The sequence below is a fragment of the Herbaspirillum sp. Her4 genome (genome assembly GCF_057961335.1).
This window is the reverse complement of sequence record NZ_CM176330.1, coordinates 545,132-561,276: the sequence shown is the minus strand read 5'-3', so window position 1 is coordinate 561,276 and position 16,145 is coordinate 545,132. Positions and strand designations below refer to the sequence as shown.

12 protein-coding genes are annotated in these 16,145 nt (G+C 61.5%); 6 read left to right on the top strand and 6 right to left on the bottom strand.

All coding sequences use genetic code 11. The features are described 5' to 3' along the window. Positions 1 to 88: 88 nt before the first annotated feature. Together ACWFUC_RS02600 and glmS are read right to left on the bottom strand one after the other, a co-directional pair. Entirely contained in the window at positions 89 to 1,735 is a 1,647-nt protein-coding gene (locus ACWFUC_RS02600) for a TniQ family protein (RefSeq protein WP_489624008.1), read from the bottom strand. A 224-nt stretch (positions 1,736 to 1,959) separates the two neighbouring features. Further along, entirely contained in the window at positions 1,960 to 3,777 is a 1,818-nt protein-coding gene (gene glmS / locus ACWFUC_RS02595; RefSeq protein WP_489624007.1) for a glutamine--fructose-6-phosphate transaminase (isomerizing), read from the bottom strand. Between the two features lie 211 nt (positions 3,778 to 3,988). Between glmS and ACWFUC_RS02590 the strand changes: the two genes are divergently transcribed. Continuing rightward, complete coding sequence (locus ACWFUC_RS02590; RefSeq protein WP_034332250.1) at positions 3,989 to 4,480, top strand: Lrp/AsnC family transcriptional regulator; 492 nt, start codon at positions 3,989 to 3,991, stop codon at positions 4,478 to 4,480. A gap of 142 nt (positions 4,481 to 4,622) precedes the next feature. Here ACWFUC_RS02590 and glmU read toward each other — a convergent pair whose 3' ends face one another. Further along, positions 4,623 to 5,981, bottom strand: coding sequence for a bifunctional UDP-N-acetylglucosamine diphosphorylase/glucosamine-1-phosphate N-acetyltransferase GlmU (gene glmU, locus ACWFUC_RS02585; protein WP_489624006.1), 1,359 nt, complete (start codon positions 5,979 to 5,981; stop codon positions 4,623 to 4,625). Positions 5,982 to 6,299: 318 nt separating this feature from the next. Here glmU and ACWFUC_RS02580 point away from each other — a divergent pair, with 318 nt between their 5' ends. Beyond that, positions 6,300 to 7,349: a glycosyltransferase family 4 protein gene (locus ACWFUC_RS02580; RefSeq protein ID WP_034332253.1), complete on the top strand. Its 1,050-nt coding sequence runs from the start codon at positions 6,300 to 6,302 to the stop codon at positions 7,347 to 7,349. Positions 7,350 to 7,398: 49 nt separating this feature from the next. Here ACWFUC_RS02580 and rfbG read toward each other — a convergent pair whose 3' ends face one another. The 3 genes from rfbG to ACWFUC_RS02565 all read right to left on the bottom strand — a co-directional run bounded on the left by rfbG (position 7,399) and on the right by ACWFUC_RS02565 (position 11,041). Then, complete coding sequence (gene rfbG / locus ACWFUC_RS02575; RefSeq protein ID WP_489624005.1) at positions 7,399 to 8,475, bottom strand: CDP-glucose 4,6-dehydratase; 1,077 nt, start codon at positions 8,473 to 8,475, stop codon at positions 7,399 to 7,401. Between the two features lie 443 nt (positions 8,476 to 8,918). Continuing rightward, on the bottom strand, positions 8,919 to 9,881 hold the full coding sequence (gene ttcA, locus ACWFUC_RS02570; protein WP_205703717.1) for a tRNA 2-thiocytidine(32) synthetase TtcA: 963 nt from the start codon (positions 9,879 to 9,881) through the stop codon (positions 8,919 to 8,921). A 224-nt stretch (positions 9,882 to 10,105) separates the two neighbouring features. After that, positions 10,106 to 11,041 carry a LysR family transcriptional regulator gene (locus ACWFUC_RS02565; RefSeq protein ID WP_034332256.1) on the bottom strand — a complete coding sequence of 312 codons (936 nt, stop codon included), beginning with the start codon at positions 11,039 to 11,041 and terminating at the stop codon, positions 10,106 to 10,108. Positions 11,042 to 11,305: 264 nt separating this feature from the next. Between ACWFUC_RS02565 and ACWFUC_RS02560 the strand changes: the two genes are divergently transcribed. The 4 genes from ACWFUC_RS02560 (at position 11,306) to ACWFUC_RS02545 (ending at position 16,040) form a co-directional block, all read left to right on the top strand. Next, positions 11,306 to 12,721 (top strand): M20 family metallopeptidase, encoded by a 1,416-nt coding sequence (locus ACWFUC_RS02560; protein ID WP_489624004.1) that lies wholly within the window; start codon positions 11,306 to 11,308, stop codon positions 12,719 to 12,721. A 66-nt stretch (positions 12,722 to 12,787) separates the two neighbouring features. Further along, the gene (locus ACWFUC_RS02555) at positions 12,788 to 14,104 is read left to right on the top strand and encodes an MFS transporter (RefSeq protein WP_489624003.1); all 1,317 of its coding nucleotides are present in this window, start codon (positions 12,788 to 12,790) and stop codon (positions 14,102 to 14,104) included. A 120-nt stretch (positions 14,105 to 14,224) separates the two neighbouring features. Further along, positions 14,225 to 15,415: an amino acid aminotransferase gene (locus tag ACWFUC_RS02550; protein ID WP_489624002.1), complete on the top strand. Its 1,191-nt coding sequence runs from the start codon at positions 14,225 to 14,227 to the stop codon at positions 15,413 to 15,415. After that, a complete protein-coding gene (locus ACWFUC_RS02545; RefSeq protein ID WP_008333023.1) occupies positions 15,408 to 16,040 on the top strand; it encodes a YitT family protein in 633 nt (210 codons plus the stop codon). Before ACWFUC_RS02550 ends, ACWFUC_RS02545 begins: the two co-directional genes overlap by 8 nt. Positions 16,041 to 16,145: the final 105 nt, after the last annotated feature.

The window sequence follows — 16,145 nt, the reverse complement described above, 5'->3', positions numbered from 1 at the left end:
ATTGATTCGGGTCTGTACTGGTGAACGGGAAGTGCGAGCCATAACGAGAATTGGAATACTGTTTGCAGCCTTCAATCTGAATATCGAGTCACCCCAAATGTGTTTCCTCCAAAAGCCGCTTTATAAGCGGTGACGCTATCTGACCTGGTAGGGATGTCTCTTTCAAAATTTTCTTAACTGTTATGTTTTGACCTAGGTTATGAAGCTTCTCAATCACATTACGGATTCTCTTCTCGGCAAGAGTTTGGTTGGAACACTCGAGTAGACTCGCAAGTGCCAAGTCATGCTCCAGTAGGTCTGCTATCCGGGCTACTGTGATGCCGGTCTTTTTGGCGAGGAAGGTATAGGTAAATTTACTGGGCAAGTCGTTGTTGGAAAAAGAAGTTTGGATAGCGCCTTCTATAAGGCCTACTAGTTTAGACGTCTGTGCGGACTTCCTAGCGGTCTTTCGTTGTTGCCGGAGATTCCGTAACGCCTCATCTACATACGTTTTCATCCATTCGCTGTCGCGGATACGTCCGCGGGCAAATGTGTGCAGACGTCTTGGCTCTAGAACGTAGGTTTTGTCTTGAAAAGCTTTGTCCAGCAATCTCTGCATTGACTCCCGATCATCTTCAATCGAGGGGGCTCTGGGCGGGCGGCCTAAAGAGAATTCATGGGCAAGCCATTGAGGCTCATTTAACTGCAAGAGGCAGTATTCGACTACGCGCCCACGAAGAATCGAACTGCCTCGTGAGCGAGACGAATCTTTTAGCGCAAGTAGCGTAGCTTTTGCCTGCGTGATGGTCATTTCAATCGCCGGCGGGAGCTCGCGGCGTCGTGCGGGAGTGGCGATCTTATGAAACAAAAGAGGTTTGGCAGAAAAATCACTTCGTAGCGACTCTGCATTCATGCTGCAAGTGACTAAAAGCTTAATGACATCAGGCGATATGAGCTTCGAACATTGTCCGTTGCTGAAATCGGTCATCTGCCATGAGTTTCGCAAAATTCCGTTGCGCTTCGCGGTGAGTCCGACTTTATTATCGAGGAAGGACACCAACTGCTGGCGACTCCAAGGCGGTAGTCTTCCCGAGAGAGCGTCAAAACTTAATTTGGCATAGCGAAGATCGTCACTATCCGAAGTGACATATTGAGACTCAATACGCGAAAGAACGGCACCGCAGCTACAGTAAGAAGAAAGCGCTGGAATGAGCCGATCAGCATGAATACCTACAATTTTTTCACATGATGGGCATGAAGTGTGTAAAAGACTTTGGTGAACGTTGCACACCTTTACGCCAGGCAGTTGATGAGCACGATGCCAATATGGTTCGCCTTCTCTTTGAATGTCTGAAGCCAGACAGTCGACACAAAACTTCGGCAATTTTTCGAAAAGCGGATGTGGCTGAGTTGGTGTACCAACCCATCTATGAAGCGAGAACGGCGCTTCAGCCGGTCCCGGAATTGAGCGCCAATATGGCAGCGTAGAATGCGCATTTTCGACATCCATTTCTGAGATGCAGAGGGCTTCAAACAACTTCTTGAGTACTAAACGAGAACTTTGAGCTCGGCCTGAGGGCAAATAGTCAAAAACGGAAAAGTTGTACGCAAATGAAGGGTTCTTTTCGCTGCAAGAGGTGACGAAAGAGTTCCAGAGATATTGTGTATTGTGCAATTTCAGCCTTGCAAACCATGAGCCAAGAATTTCGTCTTCGAATGGAGCTGGCTGATACGGAAGAATACTTACGTTGGGCACTGATTATCCGTGCCGAGCGAAAGCTAGCTTCGCCCGGCAAATATGTTCGAGTAAAAATGTATTATTTCCAGTGGGAAATGTGTGTTTCTCAACTGGATGGACACTAGTCGACTAATTGTTAAATTTATCCAAAATAGAAAATTAATTGTCGGTCATCAAAAATGTGGGCGGAAATTATCCATAATTATTGTTAATTAATGTTTTCCCAGGATACGTCAATCCTCTCACTCCACCGTCACCGACTTAGCCAAATTCCGCGGCTTATCCACATCCGTCCCCCGCGCCAACGCCGTGTGATACGACAGCAACTGCAACGGCACCACATGCAGAATCGGCGACAGCACCCCATAGTGTTCCGGCATGCGAATCACATGCAGCCCTTCCGCCGAAGTGATACGCGAATCACCATCCGCAAACACATACAGCTGCCCCCCACGCGCACGCACTTCCTGCATGTTGGACTTCAGTTTTTCCACCAGCGCGTCATTGGGCGCAATGGTCACCACCGGCATCTGGTCCGTCACCAGCGCCAGCGGACCATGCTTCAGTTCGCCCGCGGCATAAGCCTCAGCGTGGATGTAGGTGATCTCCTTGAGCTTGAGCGCACCTTCCAAAGCAATCGGGTAATGCAGCCCACGCCCCAGGAAGAGCGCATTCTCGCGACGCGCAAAGGCCTCGGCCCACGCAACGATGGACGGTTCCAGCGCCAGCACGCTCTGCAGCGCAGCCGGCAGGTGGCGCATCGCCTTCAGGTGTTCGGCTTCCTGTTCTTCGGTCAGCAAGCCGCGCGTCTGCGCCAGCGCCAGCGTCAGCAGGAACAGCGCCGCCAGCTGCGTCGTGAAGGCCTTGGTCGAGGCCACACCCACTTCCACACCGGCACGCGTGATGTAGGCCAGTTCGCATTCGCGCACCATCGCACTGGTGGCCACGTTGCAGATGGTCAGCGTGTGCTGCATGCCCAAACCACGCGCATGCTTCAACGCAGCCAGCGTATCGGCCGTCTCGCCACTCTGCGAAATGGTCACCACCAATGACTTCGGATTGGGCACGCTGTCGCGATAACGATATTCGCTGGCGATCTCGACGTTGACCGGGATCTTCGCAATCGACTCCAGCCAGTACTTCGCAGTCAGACCCGCGTAGTAGCTGGTGCCGCAGGCCAGGATCAGGATCGAATCCACTTCCTTGAAGACCTTGTAGGCCTGGTCGCCAAACAGCTCGGGCATGATGCCGACCACGCCTTCGAGCGTGTCGGCAATGGCGCGCGGCTGCTCGAAGATTTCCTTCTGCATGTAATGCTGGTACGGGCCCAGTTCCACCGCGCTGGTATAAGCCTGCACGGTGCGCACTTCGCGCTCGGCCGGACGGCCGGCCGCGTCGACGATCCACACCTTCTGCAATTGCAGGTCGACCACGTCGCCTTCTTCCAGATAGATGATCTGGTCGGTGGTACCGGCCAGCGCCATCGCATCAGAGGCCACGAAGTTCTGTCCTTCGCCCACGCCCACGATCAGCGGCGAACCCTGGCGCGCTGCCACCACGCGATGCGGTTCGTCGGCGCAGAAGACGGCAATCGCGTAGGCACCGGTCAGGCGGCGCACGGCCTGCTGCACGGTGTGGAAGAGATCGCCGTCATACATGTGGTCGACCAGGTGGGCGATCACTTCGGTATCGGTCTGGCTCTCGAAGACATAACCGGCAGCCTGCAATTCGGCGCGCAGTTCGTCATGGTTCTCGATGATGCCGTTGTGGACCAGCGCGATGCGGTCGCGCGAGAAGTGCGGGTGCGCATTGTGGGTGGCAGGCGCGCCGTGCGTCGCCCAGCGGGTGTGCGCGATGCCGGTGAAACCGGACAGGCCGCTCTGCGCCACCTGCTGCTGCAGCTCGGCCACGCGCGAGGTGCTGCGCGAACGCTGCAGCTTGCCATCCACATGCAGCGCCACGCCGCAGGAGTCATAACCACGGTATTCGAGGCGCTTCAGGCCTTCGAGCAGGATGGGAGTGACGTTTTGTTGCGCTACCGCGCCGACGATGCCGCACATGGATTACCTCGCTGGAAAAGATGTGCATGCATCTTAGGCGAGGCATCGTGAAATAAGATTTCTAAAATATCGAGGAAATGAACTAATATTGCTTCGCTATTGGGTGGTGAAATAATATTAAATTCAGAAGTGAAATTTGGATTTATATGTCATTCAATCTCGCTCAACCTCACGCAATCTTCGGCAATTTCACAAGCTGACGCAGGTATCCATGAAAACCCCCCTCGATCTGGACGATCTCGACCGCCGCATCCTGCAGGCCCTGCAGAGTGATGCCAGCCAGACCAATCAGGAACTGGCCGCGCAGGTGCATGCCTCGCCGCCGACCTGCCTGCGCCGCGTCAAGCGGCTGGTCGATGCCGGGGTGATCGCGCGCCAGGTCGCCTTGCTGGATCCGGCCCAACTGGCGTCCACGCTCACGGCACTGGTCGAGATCACGCTGGATCGCCAGGGCGAGGAGGAGCAGCAGGCCTTCGAGGCCCTGGTGGCGGGGGAGGCGGCGGTGCAGCAGTGCTATCGGGTCTCGCCGGGGCCGGATTTCGTGCTGGTGGTGCTGGTGCGCGACATGCCGGCTTACCACGCACTGGCGCACCGGTTGTTCGCCTCCCAGCGCAACGTGCGCAATGTGCGCAGCTATTTCTCCATCCACCGCAGCAAGTTCGAGACGGCCATCCCGCTCGGCGCGGCTGCCGACGCACCATGAAAAACGGCCGAAACCTTCAGGTTTCGGCCGGATCGGCCTGTGGATAAGTCAGGAAGTAGCGTGTTGACGGGCTTTTTCCTTCATATCGGCCTGAAACCACCCCGGAGTTGGAGTTGTCCACAGGGCGCGCAGCCCGGCGCGCTTACTTCTTGATCTTGACCGGCCGCTGCCATCCCGCCAGCGACAGCTGCTTGGCGCGCGACAAGGTCAGCTGATCGGCCGGGGCATCCTTGGTCAGCGTGGTACCGGCACCGATGGTGGCCCCCTTGCCCACGCGCACCGGGGCGACCAACTGGGTGTCGCTGCCGATGAAGGCGTCGTCTTCGATGATGGTGCGGAATTTGTTGGCACCGTCGTAGTTGCAGGTGATCACGCCGGCCCCGACGTTGACGCCGCTGCCCACATCCGCATCGCCCACGTAGGCCAGGTGATTGGCCTTGCTGCCTACGCCCACGTTGCTGTTCTTGACCTCGACGAAGTTGCCGATGTGCACATCCTGCGCCAGTTCGGTGCCGGGCCGCAGGCGTGCGTAAGGACCGATCTGGCCGCCCGCGCCGACCACGGCGTCGTCGATGTGGGTGAAGGGCTTGATGGCCACGCCGGCACCGATGCGCGCATTGCGGATCACGCAGTGGGCACCGATGCTGCTGCCTTCGCCAATGCTGACCTGGCCTTCGAAAACGCAATTGACGTCGATGCTCACATCGCGCCCGCATTCCAGCGAGCCGCGTACATCGATGCGCGCCGGGTCGGCCAGCGTGACGCCCTTCTCCAGCAGGCCATGAGCGATGTTGCGCTGGTGCACGCGCTCCAGCTCGGCCAGTTGCACCTTGCTGTTCACGCCCAGGGTTTCGGCCACGTCATCGGGCTGGGCCGAGACGACTTCCACACCATCGGCCACGGCGGCCGCGATCACGTCGGTCAGGTAGTACTCGCCCTGCGCGTTGTTGTTGGAGAGCTTCGCAAGCCACTGGCGCAGGCGCGCCGTGGGCGCGACGATGATGCCGGTGTTGACTTCGCGGATGGCGCGTTCGGCCTCGCTGGCATCCTTCTGCTCGACGATGCGCTTGATCTGGCCGTCTTCGCGCACGATGCGGCCATAGCCGGTGGGGTTGTCCAGGGTCACGGTCAGCACGCCCAGCTTGTCCTGGCCGGCCGCATCCAGCAGGCGCTGCAGCGAGGCGGCCGTGGTCAGCGGTACATCGCCATACAGCACCAGCGTGGGCACGCCATCATCGAGATGCGGCACGGCCTGCATGACGGCGTGGCCGGTGCCCAACTGCGGTTCCTGCAGGGCAAACGACAGGCCCTGGCCGGCGAAAGCCTTGGGCACGGCATCGCCGCCGTGGCCGTAGATCACGCACAGTTGCGTCGGTGCCAGCTGGCGTGCGGTATCGATGACATGGCCCAGCAGGGGTTTGCCGGCGAGCGGATGCAAGACCTTGGGCAGCGCGGATTGCATGCGTTTGCCCATGCCGGCGGCGAGGATGACGATGTTCATGAGTGGCAGCGAAGAGGAGCGAAGAAAAGCCAAAAGTCTAGCACGCGCCCCCTGCGCGTCCGCATCCCCGTCGCTGCGCATCGTCGCAAAAGAGGAAGTTGAGGGGCCTTTGGCGGTTTACTCCGGTCTTTATGCGCACGGCTCCCCCTTACCATGTCAAGCTGCACAGTCTCGCCTGCGCGTCGCGACTGCCCACGTATGCAGGAGGCCGTAGCGATGCGAGCGGGCAGCCGACTGATGAACTGACAGAACCAATAGAACCAATAGAACCAATAATGACAACCGGTCCGGCCCAGCCCGACCCTTCCTGGAAAGTGCATGAAGATTCTTCTGTTGAACGATGAGTTCTACACCACCGGTGCCAGCACCGCGATGCTGCGTCTGGCCGAGCGGCTGGTGCAGAACCATGAGGTGTCGGTCCTGCCGCGTATCGATGGCCAGGGTGAAGTGCGCAAGCAGTTCGAGGCGATGGGCGTGCCCATCGTCAAGGACCTGGCAGGCGATCCCGACGTGATCGTGTCCAACTGCATCCTCTCGGGGGCGCTGGTGGGAGAGATGGCGCCACGCTGCCCGGTGATCTGGTGGATCCACGAAGCCGAGATCGGACGCGACCTGCTGCTGCGCTATCCCAACATGGCGCAGGGTTTCAAGAGCGCCTCGCACATCGTCTTCCAGACCGAATTCCAGCGCCTGGTCTATGGCAGCTTCCTGTTCGACAGCCCGGCCATGGTGCACGTGCTGCCATTCTGGAACGACGCCATCTACCGCCAGCAAGACCTGCAACCCAAGCCCAAGGACAAGAAGCGCATCGTCTGCATCGGCACCATCGAGCCGCGTAAGCGCATGGAAGACACCATCATGGCCGTCAATGCCATGAGCAGCGACCAGCGTGCGGGCATCGAGGTGGTCTTCATCGGCAAGTACCTGCAGCTGGGCGAGGGCGCGCGCAAGCTCTCCGAAGCGCTGCCGGAACGCTATCGCTTCCTGGGCGAGCAGCCCAACGAGGAAGCCCTGCGCTACCTGGCCTCGGCCGATGCCTACGTGCTTGCCAGCTCCAGCGAATCACAGCCGCTGACCATCTGGGAATCCTTCGAACTGGATGTGCCGGTCTGCCTCTCCGATCTGGAGACCTATCGCCACATCGGTCTCAAGCATGGCGTCAACGCCCTGATGCATCCGGTCGGCAACATCGATCTGCTGTGCTCCAACCTGCAGACGGTGCTGCACAACGAGGATGTGCGCCGCCGTGTCACGCGTGCCGGCAAGAGCCTGCTGCTGAAGAATCTCACGCGGGAATGGTCGGACGAATTCGAACGCCTGATCCTGCGTACCCAGACCATGGCTGAAATCAGAAAGATGGGATATTGAACAAAGCCCTCGCCGGAGCAGATCCGGCGGGGGCTAGTCCTTTGAGGACTTAGTTCAGGCTTTGATAGAAGGCAATCTGGTTTTCCGAGAGCGTGCGCAGGTCCTCGTTGTTGAGGTAACCCGCGTACCACTGCGCCGTCAGTTCCAGCGCGGTGTAGAGCTCCATCTTCGGAATCCAGTCCAGGCGCTGGCGCACCTTGGAAATATCCAGGCGCAGCAGGGCGGCTTCGTGCGGTCCGTTGGCCTGGGTCTCCAGGCGCACTTCCACCTGGCCCGCGTCATTCTTCTGCAGCGAATGATTGAAGGTGGCGCACAGCTGGCTCACGGTCTGCAGGTCGGTATCGGCCGGCCCGAAATTCCATCCTTCGGCAAACGCACCGCCCTGCTCGTAGAGCAGCTGGGCAATCTGCAGGTAGCCCGACAGCGGCTCCAGCACGAACTGCCACGGGCGTACCGCGTGCGGATTGCGGATCACGACCGGCTCTTCCTTTTCCAGGGCGCGCACGAAATCGGGAATCAGGCGATCAGCCGCGAAGTCGCCGCCACCGATCACGTTGCCGGCGCGCACGCTGGCGATGCCGACGGTGTTGTCGGGATTGCTGGCAAAGAAGGAGCGGCGATAGGCGGAAGTCACCAGTTCAGCGGCGCCCTTGCTGCTGCTGTAGGGATCGTGGCCGCCCATGGGATCGTCTTCGCGATAGCCCCACAGCCACTCGCGGTTCTCGTAGCACTTGTCGCTGGTGACCACCACTACCGAACGCACGCTGGGCGTATGGCGTACGGCTTCCAGCAGGTGCACGGTGCCCATGACATTGGTGGCGTAGGTATCGACCGGCGTGGCATAGGAGTCGCGCACCAGCGGCTGGGCCGCCAGGTGGAACACCACATCGGGCTGCACGGCAGCCAGCGTCTCGGCCAGGTGATGCGGATCGCGCACGTCGCCGATGGTGGTCTGCACACAGTTCTGCAAGCGCGCCAGATGGAACAGGCTGGGATTGGTCGGTGCCGGCAACGCGTAGCCGCTCACCTTGGCCCCCATCAGGTGCAGCCACAGGGTCAGCCAGCTTCCCTTGAAGCCGGTGTGACCGGTGATGAAAACGCGCTTGTCGCGCCAAAAGTTAGCCATCAGGCAGCCTCATACACGGTATGGCAGAGAGTCGTTCGGGGTGCAGAGGCATGACGGCGGCAAGCCGTTCAATCACGCGGATGGCGATACCACGCAGGCCGGCCGTGACACTGGCCGACACCACGTTTCCCTGCGAAACCACGACTGCATGGTTATGTATTTTCTTTCCCTGGCAAAGCGGCCTCGCGGCACGCCATTGCGATGGGACAGATTAGAACATGCGTGTTTTCGCCTTCAAGCGTGGAAGAGGAGGGTATTTGATGCCCAATCCCCGACTATAGCCATATGACAACAAAAATTTACTTTTGCATCAGCCTGCGGGAATCGGCAATGGGCGCGAAAGCCGCGCCACAAGGGCATTTCCTACGGATGAGGTGGAACGCAGTGTCTCGCCGGACTAAGGTTTTGCGAGACGCCACAATGAGCCGCAGCGTCTCGTGTGCTCAGACCAGATTGATGACGGACTGGCCCTGGTCCAGTTTGTCGTCGCGGTCGAACAGGGTATCGCCCTGCGCTTCCTTGCCGGCCCCGGCGGTGAAATGCGTGAAGTCGAACAGGCTGCGGTCCAGCATGTGGGACGGCGTGATGTTGGCCATGGCGGTGAACATGCTCTTGATCCACAAGGGATTGGTCTTTTCCCACTGGTTGAGCATCTCGCGCATGGCCTGGCGTTGCAGGTTGGGCTGCGAGCCGCACAGGTTGCAGGGGATGATGGGGAATTCCATGGCGGCCGCATACTTCTTGATGTCCGGCTCGCGCACGTAGGCCAGCGGGCGGATCACCACGTTCTCGCCATCGTCGGCGATCAGCTTGGGCGGCATGGTCTTGATCTTGCCGCCGTAGAACATGTTGAGCATGAAGGTGTGCAGGATGTCATCGCGGTGATGGCCCAGCGCGATCTTGGTGGCACCCAGTTCCTTGGCCACGCGATAGAGGATGCCGCGGCGCAGGCGCGAGCACAGCGAGCAGGTGGTTTTGCCCGGGGCGATCTTTTCCTTGACGATGCTGTAGGTGTCTTCTTCGACGATGCGATAGGGCACGCCGATGCGCTCGAAGTATTGCGGCAGGATGTGCTCGGGGAAGCCCGGCTGCTTCTGGTCCAGGTTCACGGCGATGATCTCGAACTTCACCGGGGCCACCGTCTGCAGGTAGCGCAGCGTGTCCAGCATGGTGTAGCTGTCGGCGCCGCCGGACATGCAGGCCATGATGACGTCGCCGTCGCGGATCATGTCGAAGTCGGCGATGGCGCGGCCGGTCAGGCGGCGGATGTTCTTTTCCAGCAGCTCGAAGCGGCGCGAACCGCGCGCGGTCACTTCAGGCTGGCCGCGTTCTTCCTGCGCCTGGGCAGAGGAGGCATCGAGGTCGGCAAGGTCGGACAGTTGCACTGCTGCGGCAATGTCGTTCATGGGGTATTCCTTCAATCGGTAGGCTGTTGCTGCCGGACGAGCAATGTTGCCGCTCATCCATGTCCGGAGGGGACAGGTGCGGAAGGCTGCGTGCGGGCGGAGGACCGGCATTTTCTCATGCAGCGCCGGATCCTGCCATTTCTGCGTGGCTTGCCGTGGGGCAAGCGTCGCATGGATGCCTCATCACGGCCCTAATTCGGTCCTTATTCAGCCATTACTCGGCCTCATTTGTCGGCTTGCAGCGCGCCCAGTTCGTGCCGCGTGCGGATCTGGCGGATCGCCGCCACCAGGAAATCGATGAAGGCCGCTACCGCCGGCGGCAGCTTGCGCCCGGCCATGGTCTGGACCTGCAGGGTGCGCTGGTGCAGTTCGCTCTCGGCCATCGGCACCAGGGCCATGGCATCTTCTTCGGCGCGTTCCTGCACGGTCAGGAAGCCGCCCAGCGCCACCGTATCCGGCGAGCGGGCGGTGAAACGGTAGACCGCGCCCAGCGAATGGCTGGTAAAGACCGGCGCGAACAGCAGGCCGCGCATGCCGCAGGCGATGTCGAACAGCTGGCGCACCGTGGAGCCCTGTTCGGGCAGGGCCAGCGGGTAAGGTGAAAGATCGTTCAAGGACAGCAGCTTGCGCGCGGCCAGCGGGTGGTCGCGCCGCATCAATGCGAAGATGGGTCCCGATTCGCGGTAGGCGATATTGAGCCCTTCCACCGGGCCCAGGCTGTAGGTGACCGAGATATCGGCCTCGCCATCGATGACCATCTGCGAAGCCTTGGCCGCGCCGACCACGTTGAGCTTGAACTGCATGCCCGGATATTGCTCGCGGAAGTGCGCCATCACATTGGGCAGCAGGTCCCAGGCAAAACCCTCCGAACAGGCCAGCGTGACCACGCTCTGGCCGACCGCGTGCAGTCCTTTCACCTCTGCCATCACCTGTTCCACCTCCAGCAGGTTGCGCCGCGCGAACGCCATCAGCACTTCGCCGGCGGGCGTGAGCACCATGCCGCGCGCGCGGCGCTCGAAGAGCGGCACGCCGGTTTCTTCTTCCATCTTGGCGATCTGGCGGCTCACCGCCGAGACGGCCACGTGCAGCCGTTCGGCGGCAGCCGTCAGGGAGCCGGTGCGGCCGACCTGGTAGAAATAGCGGAGCGCGGTACTTTGCATGGCAGAAGTGGCTTTCTGAATTCGGCAATCAATGAAGAGAAACCTTGCAAAGCTGCGCAAGGCCATCCTGGTGCGCGCGGATGAAGATGCACGAAATCACCGCGTTGAGGCGCAATTCATGCACGTTTCTTGGGCTGGAACGCGCTGAAAAACACGATAAATCATTTTGCCAATTTACGAAAGCAGCGTTTTAAAAATTGACATTGTTGGAAATCACATCGGCTCCTAGAATCGTCTCCAATGACAGTTCACCCGGAGTCCTCCATGTCCCGCAGCACCGCCCTTCGCCTGGCCGCCGAGTATTTTGATTCGGGCCGTTTCCAGCGTGACCTGCAACGCCGCATCGCGCTGCCGACCGAAAGCCAGAACGCCGCACGTGCCGATGAACTGGCCGCCTACCTGCGCGAAGAGATCGCACCGGCGCTGGCCGCGCTGGGCTTCGAGACGCAGCAGATTGCCAATCCGGTGGAAGGCGCACCGCCGCTGCTGCTGGCGCGTCGCATCGAATCGGCGGACGCGGTGACGGTGCTCATGTATGGCCACGGCGATGTGGTCAACGGCCAGGAAGGCCGTTGGCAGCAGGACCGTTCGCCCTGGCAGCTGAGCCCCGATGGCGATCGCTGGTACGGGCGCGGTACCGCCGACAACAAGGGCCAGCACAGCATCAACCTGGGCGCGCTGGCCGCCGCCATCGAGGCGGCCGGGGGCAAGCTGGGCTGCAACCTGAAAATGATTTTCGAAATGGGCGAGGAAGTGGGCTCGCCCGGTCTCTACGAGGCCTGCCGCGATCACGCCGATTACCTGGAGGCGGACCTGTTCCTGGCCTCGGATGGCCCGCGCCTGGCGGCGTCCAGCCCGACGCTCTTCCTCGGCTCGCGCGGCGCGCTGCAGTTCAAGCTGGTGCTCGACACCGGCAACGGTGCACACCATGCCGGCAACTGGGGCGGCGTGCTGCGCAATCCGGCCACGGTGTTGGCCAATGCGGCGGCTTCGCTGGTGGATGGACGCGGCGTGATCCGCGTGCCGGGTATGCGTCCGCGCAACGTGAGCGAGCGGGTGCGTGCCCTGGTGCGCGACTTTGCGGTGGGCAGCGACGACGGTGATCCGGTACTCGATGCGCAGTGGGGCGAGCCCGGCCTGAGCGCCGGCGAGCGCCTGTTTGCCTGGAATACGCTGGAACTGATCGCCTTCGAGGCCGGCAATGCGCAGCGTCCGGTGGGGGCGATTCCGGCGCGGGCGCAGGCGGTGTTCCAGCTGCGCTTCGTGGTCGGCACGGTGTGGGAAGACGTGCAGCAGAGCCTGCGCCGCCATCTCGATGAACACGGCTATGCCGATGTGCAGATCGATATCCAGGCCGCCGCGCCCGCCACGCGCCTCGATCCCGATGACGCCTGGGTGCGCCTGGCCACCGGTTCCCTGCAGGAGACCAGCGGCAAGCCCGTGACCATCCTGCCCAACCTGGGCGGCACCATCCCCAATCACTGCTTCTCGGAAGCGCTGGGTTTGCCGACGCTGTGGATGCCGCACTCCTATCCTTCCTGCTCGCAGCATGCGCCGGACGAACATCTGCTGGCCCCGGTAGCGCGCGAAGGCCTGCAACTGATGGCGGGCCTGTTGTGGGATATCGGCCAGCAGGGGCAGCAGGTGCGCCAGCAGCGGGCGCAGTCTGCAGCTGCCTGAGTTGAGGCCTTTTTCATTTTCAAGAACGCAAGCCAGCGCAGTCCATCTTCCAACGGGAACACGACCATGAACGCAGCGTCACCCTCGGCAACACCGGAAATTTCTCCAGCAGCAGAAGCGGCCCCCGCGCCGATGTCGGCCGCGCGCACGCGGCGATTGATCGTCGCTTCCTCCATCGGCAATGCGCTGGAGTGGTTCGACTTCGTGGCCTATGGTTTCTTTGCGGTGACCATCTCCAAACTGTTTTTCCCGACAGGCGACGAGACGGTCTCGCTACTGGTCACGTTTGCTACCTTCGGGCTGTCGTATCTGTTCCGTCCGCTGGGGGCGATCCTGCTGGGCTGGTATGGCGACAAGGTCGGCCGCAAGCCGGCGCTGCTGGTCTCGCTGTCGATGACGGTGGCCGGTACCTTGATCTGTACCGTGATCCCCACGTACGAGACTATCGGCGTGGCTGCGCCCATCGGCATCTTGGTGGCGCGCATCCTGCTGGCGCTGTCGGCCGGCGGCGAATTCGGTTCGGCCACGGCCTTGCTGACCGAGACCGGCTCCAAGCGCCGCGCTTTCATGGCCAGCTGGCAATTCTCCAGCCAGGGCGCAGCGGCCCTGATGGCGGCGCTGGCCGGCTTCCTGCTGAACCAGTGGCTCACGCCCGAGCAGATCTCCGCCTGGGGCTGGCGTCTGCCGTTCGCCTTCGGCTTGCTGATCGCGCCGGTGGGTCTGTACATCCGCCGTCACATCGACGAAGTACCGATGGCCAAGAAGGCGCAAGTGGCCGGCGAGGACGATGCCAGCTGGGGCCTGCAGGTCACGCGGGTGCTGGTGGCCATGGGCATTCTCTCGGTCTCTACCGCCGCCACTTACCTGATGCTGCTGTACATGCCGACCTATGCCATCAAGCAGCTGCACCTGCCGCAGTCGACCGCGTTTGCGGCGGCCGCCGTGACCGGTGCCATCCTCATGATCGGCGCGCCTTTCATGGGCATGCTGGCCGACCGCGTGGGCCGTGCCCGCATCATGGTGGTGTCCACCGTGCTGACGCTGGCCACGATCTATGGCTCCTTCGTCTGGGTGATCGCCATGCCGACCGTGTGGGTGATGATGGCCATCATGATCTGGGCCGGCATCCTCAAGGCGGTCTATTTCGGTTCGCTGGGGGTGGTGCTGTCGTCGATCTTCCCGCCGGCCACACGGGTGCGCGGCATGGGGATCAGCTATAGCCTGGGAGCAACCCTCTTCGGCGGCTTCACGCCCTTCATGGTGACCTGGCTGGTGGGCAAGACCGGCAATCCGGTGTCGCCCAGCTATTACCTGATGGTTTGCGCCGCGATCAGCCTGTTGTGCGTGAGCATCTACCACTTCCGCTTGAAAAAATACCTGTGAAAAAACGCACAGGGGGCACGCGGGACGGGAATTTTTTCCCGTGCCGCGCTACCATGGCGGTCTTGCCGGACAAGCTGGACTGTGCCGGCATCGGCGTTTTCCCACATTGACGAGGTCCTCATGTTTTCGCATCTCCCGCCGTATGCCGGCGATCCCATCCTGAGCCTGATGGAACAATTCCAGCGCGACGAGCGCAGCAACAAGGTCAACCTGAGCATCGGCATCTACACCGATGGCCGTGGCGTGGTGCCGGTGCTGCCCTCCGTGCGCACTGCCTCCGCTGCGGTGGCCGAGACCGGCGCGCCCTACGTCTACCTGCCCATGGAAGGCCATGCCGCCTACCGCCAGGCCGTGGCCAAGCTGCTCTTCGGTGCCGACCTGCCGTCGGCCGAGCACCTGGCCATCGTCCAGACCCTGGGCGGTTCGGGCGCACTGAAGGTCGGTGCCGACCTGATCGCGCGCTTCTTCCCGCAGCCCACCATCTGGCTGCCGGACCCGACCTGGGACAACCACGTCGGCATCTTCGAAGGCGCGGGCTTCAAGACCGAGCGTTATCCCTACTACGATGCCCAGACCAAGGGCCTCAATTTCAACGGCATGCTGGACAAGCTGCAAAGCCTGCCCAAGGGCGCCGTGGTGCTGCTGCACCCGTGCTGCCACAACCCGACCGGCGTCGACCCGACCCGTGCGCAGTGGGAGCAGATCATTGCGGTGGTCGAGCAGCGCGGCCTGCTGCCCTTCTTCGACCTGGCCTACCAGGGCTTTGCTGAAAGCCTGGACGACGACATCTGGCCGGTGCGCGAAGCGGTGCGTCGCCAGATTCCCTTCTTCCTGTCGAACTCCTTCTCCAAGATCTTCTCGCTCTACAGCGAGCGCATCGGTGCCTTGTCGGTGTTCTGCCCGCAGGCCGGCCAAGCCGCCAACGTGCTGGGCCAGCTGAAGCTGACCGTGCGCCGCAACTACTCCAGCCCCGCACGCAATGGCGCGCTGCTGGTGGCGCATGTGCTGGGCGACGACAAGCTGGCCACGCAATGGCGTGCCGAAGTCGAAGAGATGCGGGTGCGCGTGCGCGACATGCGCGTCAAGCTGGCCTCGCAATTGAAGAGCGCGGTGCCGGACCAGGACTTCTCCTTCCTGCTGCGCCAGAACGGCATGTTCGGCTACACCGGCCTGAGCTCGGCCCAGGTGGATCGCCTGCGTGACGAGTTCGGCGTGTATGCCGTGGGCACCGGCCGCATCTGCGTGGCGGGCCTGAACGACAGCAACGTTGCACGCGTGGCCGAGACCATGGCCGAGGTGCTGCGTGGCTGAAGTGGCAAGCAAGGCCGCCGTGTCGGCGGCCGACCTGCGCCACAAGAGTTATGAAGACGTGCTGGCCCTGGTGGCCGGTACGCTCTTCGTCTCGCTGGCGGTGAACATGTACAGCCAGGTGGGCCTGTTGACCGGCAGCACCGCCGGCCTGGCCTTCCTGACGCATTACCTGACGGGCCTGCCGTTTGGCGTGGTGTTCTTCACCATCAACATCCCGTTCTACTATTTCGCGTTTCGACGCATGGGCCTGCGCTTCACCGGCAAGACCTTCTGTGCGGTGGCGCTGGTGTCGGGCTTCTCGCTGATGCATCCGCATTTCATCGGTTATGCCAAGCTGGACCTGTTCTACAGCGCGGTGCTGGGTGGACTGTTGATGGGGGTGGGCTTCGTGATGCTGTTCCGCCATGGTGCCAGCCTGGGGGGCATCAATGTGGTGACGCTGTTCCTGCAAGACCGCTACGGCCTGCGCGCCGGCAAGCTGCAGATGGGCGTGGATGTGGTGATCGTGCTGTGCTCGCTGTTCGTGGTGACGCCGCGCGTGCTGCTGGCGTCCATCCTCGGGGCGGTGACGGCCAATCTGGTGATTGCCTTGAATCACCGGGCGGGCAGGTATATGGGAATGTAAGAAGGGCAGGCGGGATCGCCTGGCTGGAATGAATGCCGTTCAGTGCAGACTGGACGGCATTTTTTGTTGATGGTCGGGTCTCTGCTGCGCTACTGCGTTCCGTTC